Source organism: Pseudomonas sp. PvP028, from assembly GCF_017832255.1.
Lineage (GTDB): Bacteria > Pseudomonadota > Gammaproteobacteria > Pseudomonadales > Pseudomonadaceae > Aquipseudomonas > Aquipseudomonas syringae.
On the sequence record NZ_JAFIBL010000001.1, the window covers coordinates 2,086,179 to 2,104,464 of the forward strand.

Genomic DNA, 18,286 nt, shown 5'->3' on the forward strand with positions numbered 1-18,286 from the left:
TGTTGTTGGGCCAAAGCTGTTGTTTCAAGGGTTGTCGTAATGCTGTACCTCAGTCGCAGACCGGTCGATACGTTTTTCCATGTCGGCAACAAACCCGTTCAATGGCATCAACTCCTCTCCCGCATACCCCGGGTACTGCGCCTGATACGGCGGTTCACTGGACAAATTGCGTAACTGGTCCAGGCTCTGCGCCACATAGGCAACGCTGACAAACTGCGCGCCTGTGCGGTCGTTCACCCAGCGTTCAAACACAATAGTGCCGCCCGGTGCTGCGTCATTCTCGGGGTATTCGGCAATTTTCCAGTCAAAGCCCAGCAGCGTTCGCAACTGCGCGATGTTGCTGTCGTGGCCTACGTACGCCAACCATTTGCTACCCGGCGGGCTGCCCACGGATGTCGGTTGCAGAGCCAGGAGGATTTGTCCGAGCAATTGCGAAGCGCCCCGCTGGGCGATGTAAGGTACGTGATTGCTCAGCGCGTATTTGCCCGAACGCAAGGCCATCAAGCGCGATACGTCTGCGGCAGTGCGCCCTTCGCCAAACGCCACCTGGTCCAGTGGCAAGCCTTCGGCGTATTGCATGCGGAAGGTTTCGCTCATGGCCGCGCCCACACTCAACGGACCGCTGAGCTTGGTGACGCCTTCCTTCTCTTTCAGCTTCCAGGGTTGCTTGCTCAAGGCACAGGTCTTTTTCCCGCAGGTCGTCGGCACGCCCACCAATTGCTGCATGGCCAGCAGCGGCGCGGCAAAGCGCTCGCGAGCTGCGTCAACGCTGCCACCCATGGCTGCCAGCATTGCCGCCCGGGTGCGCGCCGGGTCCAGCGGTGCCAGGCCATTTTCGCCGCCGTGGAACAGCCGGTCTTCACTCTCACGCACATGGTGTATCGCTACGTTGCAGCCCGGGAACATCCCCTTTACCAACGCCGCACTGGTGGCCTGGGTGCGCGCTACCGGGCTGGACCACACGTAGGCATCCCCCGCCTGCGGGCACTGTCCCGCCTTGAACAGGCCGAGCGAATCCAGCGTGCGGCGTTGCCATTGGCCCAGCAGCACGGTGGCGGCGCGGCCATGGTCGGTCAACTGACCGTCGCGGACACCAAACGCTGGCCAGGTCTTGGCCGACCAGCGTTGCAACTCGGCGGTGTTGGTAGCCGGACGGATACCGTGGCGCATCACCAGTACCACCTTGTCCAGGCGCAGGCCGGTGGTGTCCAGAGGCGCGGCCACTGATGGAAGCGCCAGGCACACGCCCAGCGCCAACCCCGCATACTTCAACAAAGTCGATTTCATCATCACGGGCCTAGAAGTCATAACGGGTATTGAGGCTTAAAGTACGTGGCGAACCCGGTTGCAGGTAGTTTTCCTGGTAGTAGGTCCAGTACTTTTTGTTGGCCAGGTTGGTGACGTTGGCACCCAGAGTCAGCGCATGACCATCGCCCAGACGCAGACGATAGCCGCCCCCGGCATCGAACAGGCTGTAGGCCGGGAGGGTATGCACGTTGCCTGAATCCACCGCCATTTCGCCGATACGCTGGGCACCGGTGTGCAGGAACATCCCGGGCACCATGGGCACACGATACGTAACCTGAGTTGCGGCCTGATAGTGCGCCGCACCGGCTGCGCGGTTTCCGTCCACACCGTCCCCCGCATCGTGGTAGGCCGAGTCCAGTGACATGACGCTACCTTCCACTGTCAGGTCCGGCGTGGCATCGACGCTGGCGTTCAGCTCCAGGCCCTGATAGCGGATGGTGCCGCTTTGCACGTAGACGTTGGCGTCGTTGGTGTACTCGGCGCCACGGTCGATGCGAAACGCTGCGGCGGTGGCGCTCCAGTTACGCTGCTGGGCTTTCACGCCCACCTCGTATTGCTTGCTGAGCAGCGGGCTCAGGGTCTGGTCGGAGTTGACTGCGCTGCTGGGTGCGGTACCGCCGCTTTCCAGAGATTCGACGTAACTGGCATACAGCGTCACGTCCTTGGTCGGCTTGTACATCAAGGCAACGGTTGGGGTTGCCGGCCGGGCCTTGTATGGCGTCACAGCAGAGGTGGCGGAGCCGCGGGTTTGCTCACGGTAATTTTCGTTGCGCAGGCCCGCCAGCAACGACCAGTTTTCGCCCAGGCCAATGGTATCGCTGGCGAACACTGCGCTTTCCTTGACGTTGTCGTCGCCGTAGGTACCGCCGCTGTAGTCGATGTTGTACACCGAGAAGATCGTCGGGTTGTACAGGTTGCCTTTGCCCACGGTGGTCTTCGGGGTGACCACGGATTTGTCCGAGTTCAGTTGGGAATAGCTGGCGCCCAGTACCACGTCGTGAGTGAACCATCCCGTGGTGAATTTGCCTTCCAGGGTGCCCATGGTGTCGTTGTAGTCGTAGGCGTGATACTCGGACGTAACCTTGTCGGTGTACGCGCCGGCGTCGCTGGAAATCTGGTATTGGTCTTTCACATAACGGCGTGTCGAATCGGAGTAGCGGTAGGCCAGTTTACCGGTCCAGTCGGGAGAAAACTTGTAGGTAGCGCTCACGGTCGACAGGCTGTAGTCGACATCGGTGTAGGAGCCATTGCTGTACAGGCGCTTGCTACCGTCAATAGGGCTGGGCAAGGCGTTCTTGGTGTTGACGATGATGTCGGTGCCACCGCTGGTATTGCGCTTCTGGTACAGAGTGTCGAAGTCAACGCTCAAGTCATCACTGAGCTGCGCGTTCAGGGCCAGGCCGACTGCCGTGCGGTTGACCTTGGCGTCACCCGAAGCGGCATCGCCTTCCTCATGCACCACGTTGACCCGGTAGCCGAAACGCGGGTCATCCAGACGCCCTCCGGCATCCAGATGTTCCTTATAGACATTGTCGGACTGGTAGCCGGCATCAACGCTGAGGGTGGTCTTGTCGGTAGGCCGCTTGGTCACGTAGTTGACGATGCCGCCCGGGCTGCCGAAGCCATACATGAAGCCCGACAGGCCTTTAAGCACATCGACCCGCTCGAACATCTCAAGAGGCATTTCCACACCGCGGTTGATGTTGGCCATGCCGTCGACTTTGTAGCCGTTCAGGTCATCCAGGGGCAGGCCGCGAACGGCCAGTGTGGCGGGGTGGGTGCCATAGCTCGAACTGATGGAGGTGACGGAGGCGTCGTACTTGACGGCCTCAGACAGGATGCCCGCCTGACGGGCCTGGATTTCGTCGCTGCCTACGCTCTTGAACGAAAACGGTGTATCGATCACCGCATGGCTGCCCAAGGCGCCGCTGTTGGTCTGCTGGTGCAGCGCCGGCTTGCGCTTGGTGGCCTTTACAGTGACTTGAGGCAGCGTGGCCAATGTACTGTCGTCGATGGCCGGTGGTACATCGGCAGCAAATGATGGCAAGGCCAGGGAAAACGCTGCGAAACCGAGACCTGCACGCACATACAACGAGGATTTGCGAAACATGACTGCACCTTCGAAAACGGCCGTTCACGGCCTGGTTGATTCCTGTCGCGCGCACTTCGCCGTGGCCGGCTGTAACAGCCGACCGAGGAAGGGGGGGTGAAGGCGGCGCGGTTGTTAAGGCGTAACGGCCTTGGTCACGAAGCCGATCTTTTCCAGGCCACCGGACTGCGCCGCGGTCATTACCTGCACCACCTTTTCATACGGGGTGTTGCGTTCGGCACGCAGGTGCAACTCCGGTACCGGCTGACGCGCGGCGGCCTCGGCGATCAGTGCCGGCAAGTCGCTGTCGCTGATGTCGCGGTCGTCCCAATGCAGGTGGCCTTCGTTGTCCAGCGCCAGATCCACGGAGGGCGGCGGTTTGTTGTCCTGCTGCGCGGCGGCCTTGGGCAGGTCAATCTTCACCGAGTGCTGGATGGCCGGCACGGTGATGATGAAGATCACCAACAGCACCAGCATCACATCCACCAGTGGCGTGGTGTTGATCTCGGGGTTAAAACCGTCCTCTTCCTGTTCATCCCCGCCCAGCAATCCACTGGCCATCAGACGATCTCCGCTTGGGCGTTGAACGTGCTGCGCGCAGGCTGCCCGCCGCGCGGGGTCGCACGGGCGCCGATCACCAGCAGGTCGTGCAGTTCGAAGGCAAACTTGCCCAGTTCAGCGAGGGTCTGCTTGTTACTGCGCACCAGCAGGTTGTAGCCCAGGGTGGCCGGAATGGCCACGGCCAGTCCCAGAGCGGTCATGATCAGCGTTTCGCCGACGGGGCCTGCAACCTTGTCGATGCTCGCGTCGCCGGTCAGGCCGATCTTCATCAAGGCGTGATAGATGCCCCACACGGTGCCGAGCAAACCGACAAAGGGGGCGCTGGAACCCACGGTGGCCAAAATCGCCATGCCGCCTTGCAACTGTCCGCCCACGGTCAGCGTGGCTTGGCGCAAGGCGCGGTTAAGCCATTCGCTGAAGGCCGGCGGGTGCATGTCGCCATCCAGCGCATCACGGTGCTGGCGTGCGGCGCTGACGCCGGCCTGAGTGAGTTCGGCGTAGGCACTGTGATGACCCAATTGTTGCACGCCATCCTTGAGCGTCGGTGCGCTCCAGAACGCCTCCAGCAACTTCGGTGAACGCAGGCGATGCAGTGCCAGGCGCACCAGCTTGTCGACCATCACGTACCAGGACGCAATCGACATCACCAACAGCGTCAAGGCCACGCCACGGGTGACAACGTCGGCCTGTTGCCACAAAACATTCAAACCCAGTGTTCCGGTGTCCATGTGTATTTCCTTTCTTTGAGGTGAGCGCTGCCCTGACCGGGAGGCGCGTCGATAAAAGATGGTGGGTTACGCCTGCGTGATTGCTAACTGTCGAGCTGGAATCGCAGCGGCACGATCACATACACCGACACCGCATGCCCTTCCTCCAAATGAGGCTTGAACAGTGCGCCGCGCACAGCCGTCCTGCCCGCCTCGTCGAGGTTGCCAAAGCCCGAAGAGCGTACGATGTCCACCGCGCCGGGCTTGCCGTGCTCGTCCACCAGAACCCGCAGGATCACGGTGCCCTCGTGGCCCTCTTCACGTGCACTGTCGGGATATTCGGGTTGTGGTTCATGCACGTATTCGACGCCCCGGGTGAGGGTCTTGGGCTGAGGCGGTGGTACGGGAATTTGCGTAACTACCGGTGCTGCGGCCGCGGTGCTGATGGTCGCGGGGGCAGACGTTGCGGCGGCCACGACGGGGTGTTGCATCACCTGCGGTTTGGCCGCGGGCTTGGGCCGGGCCACCGGCTTAACGGCCACAGGCGTTGGTGCCGGTGCCGGTGCGACAGGGGCAACGGTAGGCGGTGGCGTGGGCGCGGCACTTGCAGCTGGCGCCGGAGTCGGTTCATTGATGACCGAGGCGTAAATAGTACGAATCACCTGTGGTGCAAGCGCAGGGGGCGATGACCTGGTCACCATGCTCAATACCAAAACATGCACCGCCACGACCAGCGTTACCGCGCATCCCCGGCGCAGCAATCGCGAGGCGCTGCCGGCAGGCAATGGCTGAAGGTGCAGCAGGGGTGTCAGCGTTGCATCCACGATTGATTTCCTCCAGGCCGGTAGGCCGGGTACATCGGGCGCATTCCCTGCGAAAGTTGGGTCCGAGGCCGGTAGAGGAACCTCGTAACAGGTGTCGGAGGAATATAGGAGTGACGAGTGACAGATGCGTGACAGAGAAAAATTATCAAGTAAGCAGTTTGTGACAATTGCATGGGCGCCAACAGGCGTGGCCTTACAAGCGGTCATTACGGGATTCAGAAGCGGTTATCCGGCGAACCATAAGGCCTACGGCTAAAGGACTTTGATGCCGTCAGCCCCCTGTCGCAAGAGTTGCATCAGTTGCCCAGCAACGATGGCTTCAACGGCACCTTCAGTAGCGTCCACCTCAAAAGCAGCGCAGCAAGCCGATGCGCCGCCATCGCCGATGCGATAGACAGCCATGACGCTGCCTGGCCCGCAGCCTGTGTGCCCAGCTAGAGAATGCCCACCGTCAATCGAACCTTGCATCAAGCCGAGGCCATAGCCCGCCGTGATCCATGGGCGCCCTGGAATCGGGCCGCCTAGTGTTCGTGCTGTCTGCATTTCCTGAAGCAAGCCTGCGCAGAGGAGCTCTGCACTGAGAAGTCGGTCCAGAAACAGCGCTGCTTGCGAAATCGGCCCGATCAACAAGCCGTGGTAAACCCAGGCGGGGTCATAATTCGAGGTACTTCCCAGATGGGTCGCTTGTAAGTCTGCTCGCGTTTTAGCAAAGCGAACGTTCGAGATGCCCAGAGGGGCAAGCGCACGTTGAATCACTGCATCATCAAGCGTCATATCGGTCAGCCGTTCAATTAGCCTGCCGATGAATAAGTAACCGACGTTCGAGTAACGCCATCCGGTTCCGGGGCTGTATCGAAGTCGAGTACCGTCAAGACATCGCATCATTTCATCTGCCGGCCAGGCGGGCTCACCTTTAGCAACGGCGGTGTGATACTCCGCAAGCTCTCCGTAGTCAGCCAGTCCTGCTTCATGCCGCAGTAGCTGGCGCAAAGTGAAAGGCTGATCAGGAATGGGGTCGTCCAACCCGATCAGTCCATCCTGTACCAACGAGAGGGCTGTCGCAGCCAGGACCGTTTTCGTAAAGCTCCACCAGGGGGCCATCAGCTCCAATCGGTCTGGCGTTTGTGGCTGACCATTTGACACGAGTGAAATGAGCATTGGCTTCCCTGGAATGTTGAGCGGATCTACAGCCCGACAAGATATCTCAATTGCTCTGCTGCGCCGGGATCAAGTCAGCCGTTTGTGCTGTGCTGAACGACTGTTTTTGACATAAAGCGGTCTGTGGCGGCGGCAGGCAGGTGTGTGGGCTGGCCATTAACATTTATTCATGCGGTCGGTGCTTAAGATTCAAGCGCCTCGGCCGATTATATTTGATGGCTGAGCTTAAGTTAGCGCTCGTCACCGTTGGCTAAGAAGTTATTATACCTGTGGAGTAGACAAGTGAAGTTACGCCTGAGCTGCAAAGCTATCATGATCGCCCTGTCTTTGGTCTTGTCGAATGTGGCGGCTTCTGAAGAGCTTAAGGTGTACAATTTTTCGCCTGTCAATCAGTACAATCTTAATCTTTCGGCCAGTTTTTGGAATCCAATTATTAAGTATGTGTCTGAAAAAAGCGGCGTGAATCTCACGCTGAAGTTAGGGCGAACCTCCTCTGATACAACCAGTTATGTGCTCGCGCAAGAAGTTGATTTCGCGTTCACCAACCACCTTTTTAGCCCCGAGCGCGACAAAATGGGCTGGAAGGTGTTTGGTCGCCGTAACGCGCCTGCCCTCGAAGGACAAATCGTGGTGCCTGCCGACTCGCCGATTCATAGCCTTTCGGAACTAGAAGGCAAGGAAGTGGTTTATCCAGGGCCCGAAGCGTTCATTGCTTATAAAGTCACAAGTTCGGAATTGGTCAAGAAAAAGATCAATACGGCTACTGTGTTCGCAGGAAACATGGACGGTGCTTTCAGCCAACTCCTTAGCGGCAAGGCCCAAGCGATGGGGGCCAACTCCCAGCTTGTAAGCGGCTACACGGAGAGAGAAGGGAAGTCGTTCCGCGTCCTGTGGAGTTCGGCCTCGTTCAACGATTTAGCCCTCATGGCATCCCCTCGGGTTTCTAAAAAAGAACGTGATGCGGTCGCCAACGCATTTTTTAATATGCAAAACGATCCCGACGGTAGCAGGGTTCTTCGTGAGGCGACCGAGCTGGTGCATGCACCGACACCGATTACCTTCATTCCTGCGACGGAAGCGGATTACGCGTCCTATCGTGATTTTTATAATAGTTTGCCGGCAAACCTCAAGTAAATAATTTCAACGTTAGCTGGAGAGGCTGTTAATGAATTTCTTTAAAAGCCTGCTGCCCAAATCACTGACATCGCGAATACTGGTGATGTTATGCATTCTGATACTGACTTTTTTGACGACGGGCCTGGGCCTGTTTTATAAAAACCAGCTGCTTCAGCATATTGAAGAGATACAAGACACCGCTAATATGCTGATCGAGGTAGCCGCGCAAGCGGTCGAGGAGAGTGTCGTCATCGGCGATTACGACACCATCAAAAGAACCCTCGAAAAAACCCTGGCTCGCTCGCCGTTCAAGTCGGCCATGTTTATTGACCTGTCGGGTGGCGTCATTCGCCTTGAGGCCGCCAGTGCGCCGCTTGGAAGAGCGCCTGCATGGATAGAGTCTGAAGTCGCTGCGCGATTATTCGATGTCAATCGTCCGATCACTGTTGGCGGGAAAGATTATGGTGTGATGCGTCTGTCTTTCAATGCCGAGAGAATTGCTGCCGAACTCTACAGTCTTGTGATTCAGGCGACACTCTTCGCTGGGTTCTTTTTGCTGATCAGTTTGACGTTGATGGGATTCATGATCAAACGTTCGCTTGCCCACCTGGGCAAGCTTCACTCTTATGAGGCAGAAATCGCTTCAGGCGCAGTGGCAGCAGAAGCGATGTTGGTCGCTGATGCTCCCATGGAAATACAGGAGGCTATAAAAGCGGTAAACCGTACTGCTGCGAGTATGCGCAATCACTTTGGCCTGCGTATCGAATCGTTGATGAATACCTTGGTGCAGCATAAAAATGCCCTGGATGAGGTGTCGATCGTTTGCGAAGTGTCGGCCTCCGGACGTATCACCTACGTTAACGAACGATTCGTCACAAGCTCACAGCATTCGCGAGCCGAGCTTTTAGAGTTGACGATCGATGAAGTCTGGACCGGCATGTCTTCGGCCAATGAGTCGTGGCAATGGGCACCTGAAAATGAGGTGTGGAACGGTGAGGTCAGGCTTGCTGGTCGTACCGGCAAGGTTGCATGGCATCGACGCACTGTCATACCTATTCTCGATGACCTGGGCGGCGTTGAAAAATATATCTGCATCGATATCGATATCACAGATCGAAAAGAGTTTGAGGTAGCGATTCTGGATAACGCCAGAAGGCAGAACCTTATCGCCTTGTTTGGCCAGCAGGCATTGACCGAGGAAAACGTCAGTGCTCTGGGTGAGCTGGCGGCACTGACTGCGGCGCAAGGATTGAACCTGAGCAAGGCCGCTTTACGGGTCGTTGATCGAGTGAACCATGAGGTCATCGTCACCGCGGAGGTTGGCTTCGCCGGCGTTGAAATCCGCAGTGGTTATCATAATGATTTTTTGAACAGTACTGCTTCTTCTGCCGGGTTTGTCATTAATTCTGATTCGCCTGATAGCCGTTACACGCTGCTTCCTTGTGAGACAGCAGAGGCGTGCAGTATTAGAAGTGGCCTGGAGGTTGATATCTCTTGCAGAGAAGTCTTCAAGGGCGTTCTTGGGGTGTATGCCAGCAGGGATTACCGCTTTACGCGTGAAGATGTCAGCTACCTTCAAACACTTGCCAACCTCTTGGCAGCCGCGCTTGAACGGTATGACGCAAAGAACAAGCTGACCTACCTGGCCGAAAATGATTCGCTCACCCGTCTGCCTAATCGCTGGTTTCTCAGCAATTATCTGCGCGAGATAATCAGTCGGACCACGTCAGCGCCAGATGCAGTAAGCGTCATATTCATAGATTTGGACCGGTTCAAAGCCGTGAATGACACCATGGGGCATTCAGTAGGCGATCAATTGCTTATCCAGGCGGGTCGACGCTTGAGAGACTGCATTGATGAGAACAGTGTGGTTGCGCGGCTGGGAGGCGATGAGTTTTCGATCGTCGTCACCCACAAGGTCTATTCCGAGAGCCTCATCAAATCGCTGGCTACCCAGGTTGTCGATGCGTTGGGAAAACCGTTTAACCTGGGCGGCCAGGATATATTCGTTTCAGCGAGTGTGGGCATCGCTAATTATCCGTTTGACGGGCGTGACACGGGCGTTATCTTGAAGAATGCGGACACCGCCATGTACCATGCGAAGAAAAGTGGCCGTAATAATTTCAAGTTTTACGACGCCAGGATGAACGAAAGTTTAACCAGGCGCTTGCAAACTGAAACGCTACTGCGGGGTGCACTTGAGCGCGATGAGTTTATTCTGCACTTTCAGCCCAAGGTCAGCCTCGTCGATGGCAGGATAAGTGGTCTGGAGGCTTTATTGCGCTGGAATCACCCGGAGCAAGGTATGATTTCTCCGGCCGATTTTATCCCTATTCTGGAGGACACGGGCCTGATCATTCCTGTCGGCGTGTGGGTTATCCGCAAAGTCTGTGAAACTCTAAAGAGCTGGGAAAAGAATAATATAAGGCTGGTGCCGATCGCCATCAATCTGTCCGTCAGGCAGCTTCAGGTGAAAGGCCTGGCCGAGACCGTCAAGCATATCGTTGAAGCATACGGTATCAACCCCGCTCTTTTAGAGTTCGAACTGACCGAGTCGATGCTGATGATCGATCCCGAGTCGGCAGTTGAAATACTCCGAGATATAAAGTCGTATGGTATAAGCCTTTCGGTCGATGATTTCGGAACGGGCTATTCCAGTTTGGCTTACTTGAAGCGATTCCCTCTTGATGCCCTCAAAATCGACAGGGCGTTTATCAAAGATATCACCAGCAATCATGAGGATGCCGCGATCACCCGGGCGGTAATCGTATTGGCGCACGAATTGGGTCTTAACGTCATCGCAGAAGGCGTCGAAACAGTCGATCAGTTAGAGCTGCTCGTGACGTATGGCTGCGATCAAATGCAGGGTTATCTTTTTAGTAAGCCTGTCATCAGTGAAGAGTGCGCTGCGATGATTAAATCGTCACGCAGTCTGGATATAAGCTTTTCTGAAAGTGGTGTTGCGTAACGTAGTATTGATCGCGTCTGCGAGAGCGGTCATGGCAGGCCGCTGTACGCAGCGGCTGCTTTTGGCCGAAAGCACGTATTGGCAGGTAGCTGCATTTGATAAACGATACGCATCAGACGAAACATTTCCGACCCACTGCTACCTGAGTCGAAACGAAGCAGTCTTCACAAAAAATCACCCACTCGTTCATGGTATGCACAGCCAGCTATAATTTTTTCCTCGAAAAGCGTGTAAATTATAATTTTCTCGTGACTCGTATAGGAAATTCTCCATGCAGCAACCCATTGAGCGAGCCGGGTATAGCTGGCTGATCAATGCACTGGATCTTCGCTGCGTGGCGCTTGATCATGAGTGTGTCATTGGCTCGCGGCCTGCGCTCTCACTGCCCGCTGGTGGCGTGAAGATAGAGGTCTTCACCAAGGGCTATGCCAGAGAGCATCGCCCCGTTGACCAGATGCTTTTTGCGCTCTCATACGAAGGGGTGAATATAGGCGTTCTGGAGCGCGCCTTTCAGAATCCGGCTGTTCGTAATGACCTGACTGCTGCAATCGTCGAGAAACCAGCCAGCGGCTATCTGCGCCGACTCTGGTACATCTGTGAGCACATTGCAGGCCACCAATTGCCTTTGCCCGACGCGGCTCAAAACATACCCTATGAGCACCTGCTCCCACCGGATAAATATTTCACCGGCCCAGAGCAAATGTCGCGCAGACACCGGGTGCGGATGAATCTGTTGGGGACACCGAAGCTTTCGGCTCTTGTTACACGCCAGAGTTGGGCAGACGACAATCTTCTGAATGCACAAATAGTCGAGCGTATGCATGACCAGATGGTCGACTTCTCAGTCAGCGAGATTGCTAGAGCGGCGCAGTACCTGCTGACGACCGAGACCCGCAGTTCATACGAGATTGAGCACGAACGCCCGGCGCCTGATCGAATCCTGCGCTTTGTGCGAGTGCTGGAACAGGCAGGCCAGCGCTCGCTTGATGAGGAGTTCCTGTTCGACGTCCATCGAATAGCCCTCGCTACGGGGCGCCCTGACCCTTCCATTGGTGCTTACAGGTATATGCAGAACTGGCTTGGCCGCGGGGATCTGATCCACCTCATCCCGCCAGCGCCGGAGAACGTTCCTGAGATGATGGAGGAGTGGTTCCTGATGCGTGAGCGCGTTATGCGCAGTAACGCGCCAGCGCTGGTTAAATTGAATGCGATTGCGCACAGCTTTATCTATATCCACCCTTTCATGGACGGCAACGGCCGTTTGTCCCGCTTCATCATGCAGGACATCCTGGCTAATGAAGGTGTCAAGCTGCAGGGCATTATCATGCCAATATCTGCTGGCCTTCTGGTCAATCTCGAGACTTATATCGGCGCGCTTGATGTCCTGTCACGGCGGATACTCGGTGCTACGCAGTACCACAGGACGGACCTGGCCAGCGACCCTGAACTGGATGAGGCGCACGATCATCTGTTCGCTCATCTGGATTTCACTGATCTGCAGGGCGAGGTCAACGAGAGTGCTGCGCGGGTTCTGGACGGGCTCATGCGTGACGAAGTTAACCATCTCGTTCGCCGTGAGAGATTCAAAGAGCAAATGAATCGCGAACTTGATCTGTCCAACCGAGATCTTGAGCTTCTTATCGCGGTGATCTACGAGAACAGCGGACATGTCTCCAAGCGCAAGCGGACAGGGTTGTTCCAGCACCTGACGGATGAAGATATTGCTCTGGCGGAGAGTATTTACGCCGATCTACATGCGCCTCAAGCGACGGGGTCTAAGTGACCCTGGCACCTTGTGGGTCAGAGTGGTCCGTGGCGAGCTTCGACGCTTCAGCCAGCGCTGCGTTAAAATTGGCCTCTGCCGTTGCGGGATCCGCGAGCGTTGCTTCCGATAGCACTGCGTCGATGGCCGGGATGCCCACCATCCGTGCCCAGGTTCTGAGGTACGCGACCTGATGGTCGTAGGCTTCGGTGGGGAAGTCTTCCCCAAGCGCTACCCCACGTGAGGCGAACACCACCACTTTCTTACCTTTGAGCAGACCACGCATGCCTTGGGCATCGAACTCGAACAGCACACCGCGCTGCGATACGGCGTCAATCAAGTGCTTAAGGCGGTAGGGAATACCGAAATTCCACATTGGCACACTGAAGAGGATGACGTCGGCTCGGTGGAAACGCTCGCCCAATGCATGGATCTGCTTCCACACTGCCTGTTGCTCAGCGCTCATTTGCACACCTTGAAGGTCTGCGTACTTGGCGTTCAAGGCAGGACCGTCGAAGGGCAAAAGATCGGTCGTCCACACGTCCAGAGCGTCCACAGTGGATTCCGGATGAAGTGAGGTAAAAGTCTCAAGGTAGCGCGAGGCCAGTTTCAGGGAAACGGAGCGCTCGGCGCGGGGAGAGCTGGCGATATGAAGAATATGCATGGAATCATTCCTGTTGGGTGCACCCGCAGAAGCTATCCAATTTAGTCTATGAGTTGACGCCGATGTTCCTTCTGGCTTATCGGCTTGAGAGCTAAGTCTACATCCTCAGCGCTATAGCCTCTGCCACAAGGCACTCCAGCGCAAACTGCTCGGTATAGGTCATCTGAATCGGCGTGGTCTCGCCCTTGACGGTCCGCTCCCCATCGAGGATGTAGCGAATGCGTTTGTCGGTCACTCCAATGCGCTTGGCGATCCACGAAGGGGTTTGGCCGATGCGCGAGATCAGTTTGTCGGCATATTCGGTGGAGGGGTTATACAGTTCTGCGTTGGGTGTCATGGGGTGTCCAGATAGAGGTCAGGCGCTATAGATGCGGGGGAGTATGCAGCACCGTGCGCTGTTCGTCGCCGTGGGGCTGGCCACCGACACGTATTATGCAGCGACTGGCAGATTACCTTCGCGAGCAAGCGCGCTCCCGCAGGATCCTGTCTCCAAGAGCAAACCGCGCAGCGTCATTCAATGCAAGTGGCGGGTGGGGCGATCCTTCGCCCGTCCTCAGTCAGCAACGATCAGAGTTTCACGCCGAGTGTTACGAACGCGCTGCGCGGTGTGCCCACTTGAAGAATCTGCAAGTTGCCCGCCGGGTCGGTGGCTGCGCTGGCGTCGGTGTTGAGGGTGGAGATGTAGCGTTTGTCGAACAGGTTGACCATGTTCAGCGACAGCGTGGTGTCCTTGAGGGCGCCGAGTTTGCCGAAGTCATAGCCAAGGTTGGCGTTTGCCAGCCAGTAGCCGCTGACACTGGAGTCATTGGTGTAGGTGTAATAGCGCTTGCTGATGTAGCTGCCTTGCAAGCCGGCGTTCCAGTGTTCCCAATTCCAGTCCAGGTTGCTTGAATACATCAGTTTCGGTGTATCGACGACGGTCTTGCCTTTTACATGAACGGTGTTGCCGCCGCTGGCGTAGTCATCGTCGTAAGTGCTGTGGTTATAGGACATGGAGTTGGACCAGCGCCAGTTCTCATTGGGCGTCAGGCCGAACGACAGCTCCAGGCCTCGACTGGTGACCGAGCCGACGTTGGCGACGCCGTTCTGGCAGATGACGATGCCGGTGCAGTTGGTGATGGCGACCAGGCGGTTATCGAATTTGGTGTTGTAGATCGCCGCCGAGGCCGAATACAGCTTGGTGCTGCGGCGCACACCCAGCTCCACGGTTTTCGAGGTTTCCGGCTTCAGGTCCTTGAAGCCGTTCTGCGCATCGACGGCGCTCTGCGTCGTGAAGAACGGGCTGTAACCGCCACTCGGGAACGCTGCCATGTTTTCCGAGTAAGAGGTGAAGACTTCGTCGTCCTCGTCGAGTTTGTAGGTTGCGCCTACTTGCGGCAGAAACCTGTCCCGCGCTTGCAGCGAACCACTGGCGTAACCGCCGCCTTTGCCTTCGGCTGTCGAGGTTGTCACGGTATTTTTCGCGCCGAACTCAAGTTTGAGGCGGTCATCGAGCAGGGTGTAGGTGTCGCGCAGGTAGAACTGCCGGGTCAGGTCGTTGTAACTCTGATCCAGCACGGTGGCCGCCAGGGGCAGGCCATCGGTTTTGACGATGTGGTTCTGCGGCGTCGCATTGGTGGTATCGAACAGGTAACGCGAGATGTCGTTCTTGTTGGACTGAATCCAGAACCCGCCCTGAATTTCATGCTGGCCGAGGTAGTAGGTCAGTGAACTCTGGAAACCGGTTCGATCGATGCCGTATTTTGTGCTGCGAATCGAATTGCTCGGCACTGTCGTCGAGCCGCTGGTGTAGACGAACGGGTAATACGAATTGCCCCGGCCCGAGTCATGGTGGTGATAGGCGGTCGCGTCCAGGACCAGATCATCGGTCAGCGAGAAGTTGCCGTTGAGGATGTCCAGTTCGTCGTCACGCAGGCTGCTGGCGTTGTAGGTCGCATCGTTCGCGCTGGTGACCCCGCCGCTATAAATGCCGTTGGCCGCATTGACCGCGCGGGTCCAGTCCGGCGTGTAGTAGCTCCAGTTGTAGCCCAGACGCTGGATGATGCTCTTGGACATGTTCGGCAGGTTGGCTTCGTCATGGGACGAGGTGCTGTGGAAGAAGCTCACCCGATTGTCGCCGAAGTTGTAGTTGACCTTGGCGTTCACCGCGTCGGACTTTTGCGGGTTGTTGTGGCCTTTCCAGGCGTCGGCGTCGTACTTTTCGCCCGACACGTACGCTGACAGGCCGTTGTATTCGCCGGTATCGACCCGCATGAAAGTGCGTGAGGTGTCGTAGCTGCCCAGGGTTTGCGACAGACGCGCGCCGAACTCTTTATCGGGGTTGGAGCTGGTGAACTGGATGGTGCCGCCCAGATCACTGTTGGATGCCGTGCCCAGTGAGCCGATGCCGGGTGCCACTTCGCTGGAGGCGATGTTTTCCGCGATGATCGCGCGGGTGATGCTCAGCCCGTTGAAGTTGCCAAAGCTCATGTTGCCGAGGGTGACGCCGTCCAGCGTGTAGCCCAGGTGGTGCATATCGAAGCCGCGCAGGCTGATGCGCTGGCTGCCTTCCTCGCGACCCAGCGGGTCACCGGACTGGAAGTTGACCCCCGGCAGGCGTTGCAGAACCTTCATCGGGCTGGTGCCTGCCGAGTAAGCCTTCACATCCTTTTGCGTCACGCGCTGCACCTGGCGAGTCTCGCCCTGACCAATCACCGATACCGTGCCCAGCGTCATGGCGGCGCTGTTGTCGCTGGCGGGCGCCGTTGCCGAGGTGGGCACATCGTCATCGGCCTGAATGAACGGGCTGATCAGGCACAAAGAGTTCAATGAAATCAGCAGCGCGAGGCGCGTTACCGGGAATCGAGGGGCACGCGATATCGATCGATTGTTCATGGAAAGGTTTTCCTGGGGCGTCAGGGTGCCGCGCTTGCGGCGGGTCATGTGGTTAACGACAGGTTTTTGTTTCAGGGGCTTTCGGTAATCACCGACAGGCGACTGATGCCGGCTTTCTGCACATCGGCCAGTACCTGCGCTACGCGGCCGTAACCCGTCGCCTGATCGGCGCGCAGGCTGACGGCGACGTCCGGGTCTTTGCTGTGCAGGGTTTGCAGAGCCTCCGGGAGTTGCTCCAGCGCTACAGCCTGGCTGTCGATGAACACGCCGCCGCTGGCGTCGACACTCACCACCACCGGGTCGGCCTGATCCAGTGAGGTGGTGGCGACGGTCTGCGGCAGGTCCAGCGGTATGGCGTTATTGAGAAGCGGTGCGGTGACAATGAAGGTCACCAGCAGTACCAGCATCACATCCACCAACGGCGTGATGTTGATGTCGCTGATTGCATCGTCATCATTGGACGTGGAGAAGGACATGTCAGCTCACTCCTTTCAGGCTCGGGGCCGTCTTGTCGCGGTGGTCGGGTTGCAGCCGGAAGGCGTTGCGTTGCGAGAGGTTGAGGAAATCCACGGCGAACTCTTCAAGGTCCGCGATCACCAGCTTCAGACGCCGCCCGAAAAAGTTGTAAGCCAGCACCGCAGGCACCGCGACGGCGATGCCGACGCCGGTCGCTACCAGCGCTTCGCCAATCGGCCCGGCGACCACCGCAATGCTCGCCGACTTGGCCTGGCTGATCGCGCTGAGTGCATGAATGATCCCGAACACCGTCCCGAACAGGCCGATGAAGGGCGCGGTGCTGCCGATCGATGCCAGCAGGATCATGCCGCTCTCCAGGCGACGACGTTCCTTGTGGATCTGTTGACGCAGGCTGCGCTCGAGCAAGTCCTGGCGATTCCAGCTATGGCCCAGGTCCGGCGAATCATGCGGCGCGGCTAGGGCCTGCGCGCCGGCATCGGTCAGGCGTGCCAGGCTGCCTTCACTGTTCGGCAGGTGCAGCGCATTTTTCAGGTCACGGGCGGCCCAGAACTGCGTGGCGTAGCGTCGGTTCTGCCGGGTCAGTCGCCAGTGCTGGAAGGTCTTTCCGAGCAACAGCGCCCAGGTCACCAGCGAGAAAATCACCAGCAGGGCCATTGAGGATTGGGTAATGAGTACGGAGTAAGCAGTGTTCATGACGTGAGCCTCAGGGTGCGAGTTTGAAAGCCATGGGGACGTTGACCCAGCCTTCTACCGGGGTGTCGCCGCGTTTGGCGGGAATAAAGGTCCATTGCCGGACGGCGGCCTGCGCGGCTTCGTCCAGCGCCGGGACGCCGCTGCTTTGCAGCACTTGCACCTGGTCGGTACGTCCGTTGGGCAGCACATGCACGCGCAGCATCGTCGTGCCTTCCTGATGGCGGCGCGCGGCGGCGGGCGGGTAGACCGGCGGCGGATTGTTCAGGTAACCGGCCCGGCCTATCGGCGCGGTGGTGGTCTGTGGTGCCGCTGGTGCAGGTCTTGGCGCTGGCGCTGCAGCAGGTGCCGGTGTGGGCGCCGCGACGGAAGGTGCCGGCGCAACAGGTTTGGCGACAGGTTTGCTCGTTGCGGTTCTGGGCTGGGCCTTGGGCTTGGGCAACTCGGCAGGTTTGGGCTCGGGTGGCGCGGGCTTGGGAGCTGGCGCAGGCGGCTCCGGTGCTGGCTGAGGCGTTGGTTCGGGCGGCGTCGGTTGTGCAACCGGCGGCGCCACGGGCGGCGGTACCCACTGCACGGTGATCGGAATCGGCGGGGTCGGCTCGGGCGCTTGCGGGTGATCGGCCATCAGCCACGCGGCCAGCGCGGCATGCAACCCGATCGCCAGTGCAATCGCCAATGCGGCGTGCGGCCATATGCGTGGTGCGTTGTCGCCGTTCTGCTGGACCACAAGCGACGATGGGGCAACGTTGCAGTTACCCACAGGCTGATGTGGCCAGTGGCGTAGCTGACGCGGCGGTAATCGGCGGGACAGTATCAGCGTTGACATGAGTTCAGCTCACCCGTGAAAGAATACGAACCTTGGCGCGTTGGCGAAGGGCTCGTTTCAACTGGAGCCGATATTAATACTCGTTGTGTGTATTAATTATGACCGCCGCCGCGTGATCGTGATTTTCTGTGTTGAAAGTGAACCCGGCTTGCCGCGCAACTGTTCGTAAATTTCATTAGGCGAGGCATCGGCTGCAATGCTATCTGTCCAGACGTGCCACGTTCGTCATTACACGAAAACGTATCGCCGCGCAGGCTGGGCA

Annotated in this window: 15 protein-coding genes; 3 read left to right on the forward strand and 12 right to left on the reverse strand. The window is 57.9% G+C overall.

Translation table 11 applies throughout. The features are described from left to right. Nucleotides 1-24 precede the first annotated feature (24 nt). The 6 genes from JOE34_RS09380 to JOE34_RS09405 all read right to left on the reverse strand — a co-directional run bounded on the left by JOE34_RS09380 (nucleotide 25) and on the right by JOE34_RS09405 (nucleotide 6,647). On the reverse strand, nucleotides 25-1,290 hold the full coding sequence (locus JOE34_RS09380) for a histidine-type phosphatase (RefSeq protein ID WP_046266898.1): 1,266 nt from the start codon (nucleotides 1,288-1,290) through the stop codon (nucleotides 25-27). Nucleotides 1,291-1,297: 7 nt separating this feature from the next. Beyond that, nucleotides 1,298-3,418: a TonB-dependent siderophore receptor gene (locus JOE34_RS09385; protein WP_032662512.1), complete on the reverse strand. Its 2,121-nt coding sequence runs from the start codon at nucleotides 3,416-3,418 to the stop codon at nucleotides 1,298-1,300. A gap of 114 nt (nucleotides 3,419-3,532) precedes the next feature. After that, nucleotides 3,533-3,958 carry a biopolymer transporter ExbD gene (locus JOE34_RS09390; protein WP_003426642.1) on the reverse strand — a complete coding sequence of 142 codons (426 nt, stop codon included), beginning with the start codon at nucleotides 3,956-3,958 and terminating at the stop codon, nucleotides 3,533-3,535. Continuing rightward, nucleotides 3,958-4,686, reverse strand: a complete 729-nt coding sequence (locus JOE34_RS09395; RefSeq protein WP_003391821.1) for a MotA/TolQ/ExbB proton channel family protein — start codon at nucleotides 4,684-4,686, stop codon at nucleotides 3,958-3,960. The genes JOE34_RS09390 and JOE34_RS09395 overlap by 1 nt, the downstream gene beginning before the upstream one ends. An 83-nt stretch (nucleotides 4,687-4,769) precedes the next feature. Next, a complete protein-coding gene (locus JOE34_RS09400) occupies nucleotides 4,770-5,366 on the reverse strand; it encodes an energy transducer TonB (protein WP_245227005.1) in 597 nt (198 codons plus the stop codon). Between the two features lie 375 nt (nucleotides 5,367-5,741). Then, a complete protein-coding gene (locus JOE34_RS09405; protein ID WP_010417401.1) occupies nucleotides 5,742-6,647 on the reverse strand; it encodes a serine hydrolase domain-containing protein in 906 nt (301 codons plus the stop codon). A gap of 312 nt (nucleotides 6,648-6,959) precedes the next feature. Here JOE34_RS09405 and JOE34_RS09410 point away from each other — a divergent pair, with 312 nt between their 5' ends. The 3 genes from JOE34_RS09410 (at nucleotide 6,960) to JOE34_RS09420 (ending at nucleotide 12,514) form a co-directional block, all read left to right on the forward strand. After that, nucleotides 6,960-7,781 carry a phosphate/phosphite/phosphonate ABC transporter substrate-binding protein gene (locus JOE34_RS09410; RefSeq protein WP_183133144.1) on the forward strand — a complete coding sequence of 274 codons (822 nt, stop codon included), beginning with the start codon at nucleotides 6,960-6,962 and terminating at the stop codon, nucleotides 7,779-7,781. A gap of 31 nt (nucleotides 7,782-7,812) precedes the next feature. Beyond that, complete coding sequence (locus JOE34_RS09415) at nucleotides 7,813-10,731, forward strand: EAL domain-containing protein (RefSeq protein ID WP_209995607.1); 2,919 nt, start codon at nucleotides 7,813-7,815, stop codon at nucleotides 10,729-10,731. Nucleotides 10,732-11,002: 271 nt separating this feature from the next. Next, the gene (locus tag JOE34_RS09420; protein ID WP_010417410.1) at nucleotides 11,003-12,514 is read left to right on the forward strand and encodes a Fic family protein; all 1,512 of its coding nucleotides are present in this window, start codon (nucleotides 11,003-11,005) and stop codon (nucleotides 12,512-12,514) included. Here JOE34_RS09420 and JOE34_RS09425 read toward each other — a convergent pair. The 6 genes from JOE34_RS09425 to JOE34_RS09450 all read right to left on the reverse strand — a co-directional run bounded on the left by JOE34_RS09425 (nucleotide 12,507) and on the right by JOE34_RS09450 (nucleotide 18,024). After that, a complete protein-coding gene (locus tag JOE34_RS09425; RefSeq protein WP_010417412.1) occupies nucleotides 12,507-13,157 on the reverse strand; it encodes an NAD(P)H-dependent oxidoreductase in 651 nt (216 codons plus the stop codon). The genes JOE34_RS09420 and JOE34_RS09425 overlap by 8 nt on opposite strands. A gap of 97 nt (nucleotides 13,158-13,254) precedes the next feature. Then, nucleotides 13,255-13,494, reverse strand: coding sequence for a hypothetical protein (locus tag JOE34_RS09430; protein ID WP_003317071.1), 240 nt, complete (start codon nucleotides 13,492-13,494; stop codon nucleotides 13,255-13,257). Nucleotides 13,495-13,724: 230 nt separating this feature from the next. After that, entirely contained in the window at nucleotides 13,725-16,031 is a 2,307-nt protein-coding gene (locus JOE34_RS09435; protein WP_003426650.1) for a TonB-dependent receptor, read from the reverse strand. 71 nt (nucleotides 16,032-16,102) lie between these two features. Then, on the reverse strand, nucleotides 16,103-16,507 hold the full coding sequence (locus JOE34_RS09440; protein WP_003317068.1) for a biopolymer transporter ExbD: 405 nt from the start codon (nucleotides 16,505-16,507) through the stop codon (nucleotides 16,103-16,105). Nucleotide 16,508: 1 nt separating this feature from the next. Beyond that, complete coding sequence (locus JOE34_RS09445; RefSeq protein ID WP_003317067.1) at nucleotides 16,509-17,201, reverse strand: MotA/TolQ/ExbB proton channel family protein; 693 nt, start codon at nucleotides 17,199-17,201, stop codon at nucleotides 16,509-16,511. 10 nt (nucleotides 17,202-17,211) lie between these two features. Then, entirely contained in the window at nucleotides 17,212-18,024 is an 813-nt protein-coding gene (locus JOE34_RS09450) for an energy transducer TonB (protein WP_032662518.1), read from the reverse strand. Nucleotides 18,025-18,286: the final 262 nt, after the last annotated feature.

Excerpts from the sequence above, each read along its gene's own strand:
- JOE34_RS09440 (WP_003317068.1), bottom strand. The coding sequence starts at position 16,507 with ATGTCCTTCTCCACGTCCAATGATGACGATGCAATCAGCGACATCAAC.
- JOE34_RS09410 (WP_183133144.1), top strand. The coding sequence starts at position 6,960 with ATGATCGCCCTGTCTTTGGTCTTGTCGAATGTGGCGGCTTCTGAAGAG.
- JOE34_RS09435 (WP_003426650.1), bottom strand. The coding sequence starts at position 16,031 with ATGAACAATCGATCGATATCGCGTGCCCCTCGATTCCCGGTAACGCGC.
- JOE34_RS09420 (WP_010417410.1), top strand. The coding sequence starts at position 11,003 with ATGCAGCAACCCATTGAGCGAGCCGGGTATAGCTGGCTGATCAATGCA.
- JOE34_RS09445 (WP_003317067.1), bottom strand. The coding sequence starts at position 17,201 with ATGAACACTGCTTACTCCGTACTCATTACCCAATCCTCAATGGCCCTG.
- JOE34_RS09385 (WP_032662512.1), bottom strand. The coding sequence starts at position 3,418 with ATGTTTCGCAAATCCTCGTTGTATGTGCGTGCAGGTCTCGGTTTCGCA.
- JOE34_RS09450 (WP_032662518.1), bottom strand. The coding sequence starts at position 18,024 with ATGTCAACGCTGATACTGTCCCGCCGATTACCGCCGCGTCAGCTACGC.
- JOE34_RS09400 (WP_245227005.1), bottom strand. The coding sequence starts at position 5,366 with ATGGTGACCAGGTCATCGCCCCCTGCGCTTGCACCACAGGTGATTCGT.
- JOE34_RS09425 (WP_010417412.1), bottom strand. The coding sequence starts at position 13,157 with ATGCATATTCTTCATATCGCCAGCTCTCCCCGCGCCGAGCGCTCCGTT.
- JOE34_RS09405 (WP_010417401.1), bottom strand. The coding sequence starts at position 6,647 with ATGCTCATTTCACTCGTGTCAAATGGTCAGCCACAAACGCCAGACCGA.
- JOE34_RS09390 (WP_003426642.1), bottom strand. The coding sequence starts at position 3,958 with ATGGCCAGTGGATTGCTGGGCGGGGATGAACAGGAAGAGGACGGTTTT.
- JOE34_RS09430 (WP_003317071.1), bottom strand. The coding sequence starts at position 13,494 with ATGACACCCAACGCAGAACTGTATAACCCCTCCACCGAATATGCCGAC.
- JOE34_RS09380 (WP_046266898.1), bottom strand. The coding sequence starts at position 1,290 with ATGATGAAATCGACTTTGTTGAAGTATGCGGGGTTGGCGCTGGGCGTG.
- JOE34_RS09415 (WP_209995607.1), top strand. The coding sequence starts at position 7,813 with ATGAATTTCTTTAAAAGCCTGCTGCCCAAATCACTGACATCGCGAATA.
- JOE34_RS09395 (WP_003391821.1), bottom strand. The coding sequence starts at position 4,686 with ATGGACACCGGAACACTGGGTTTGAATGTTTTGTGGCAACAGGCCGAC.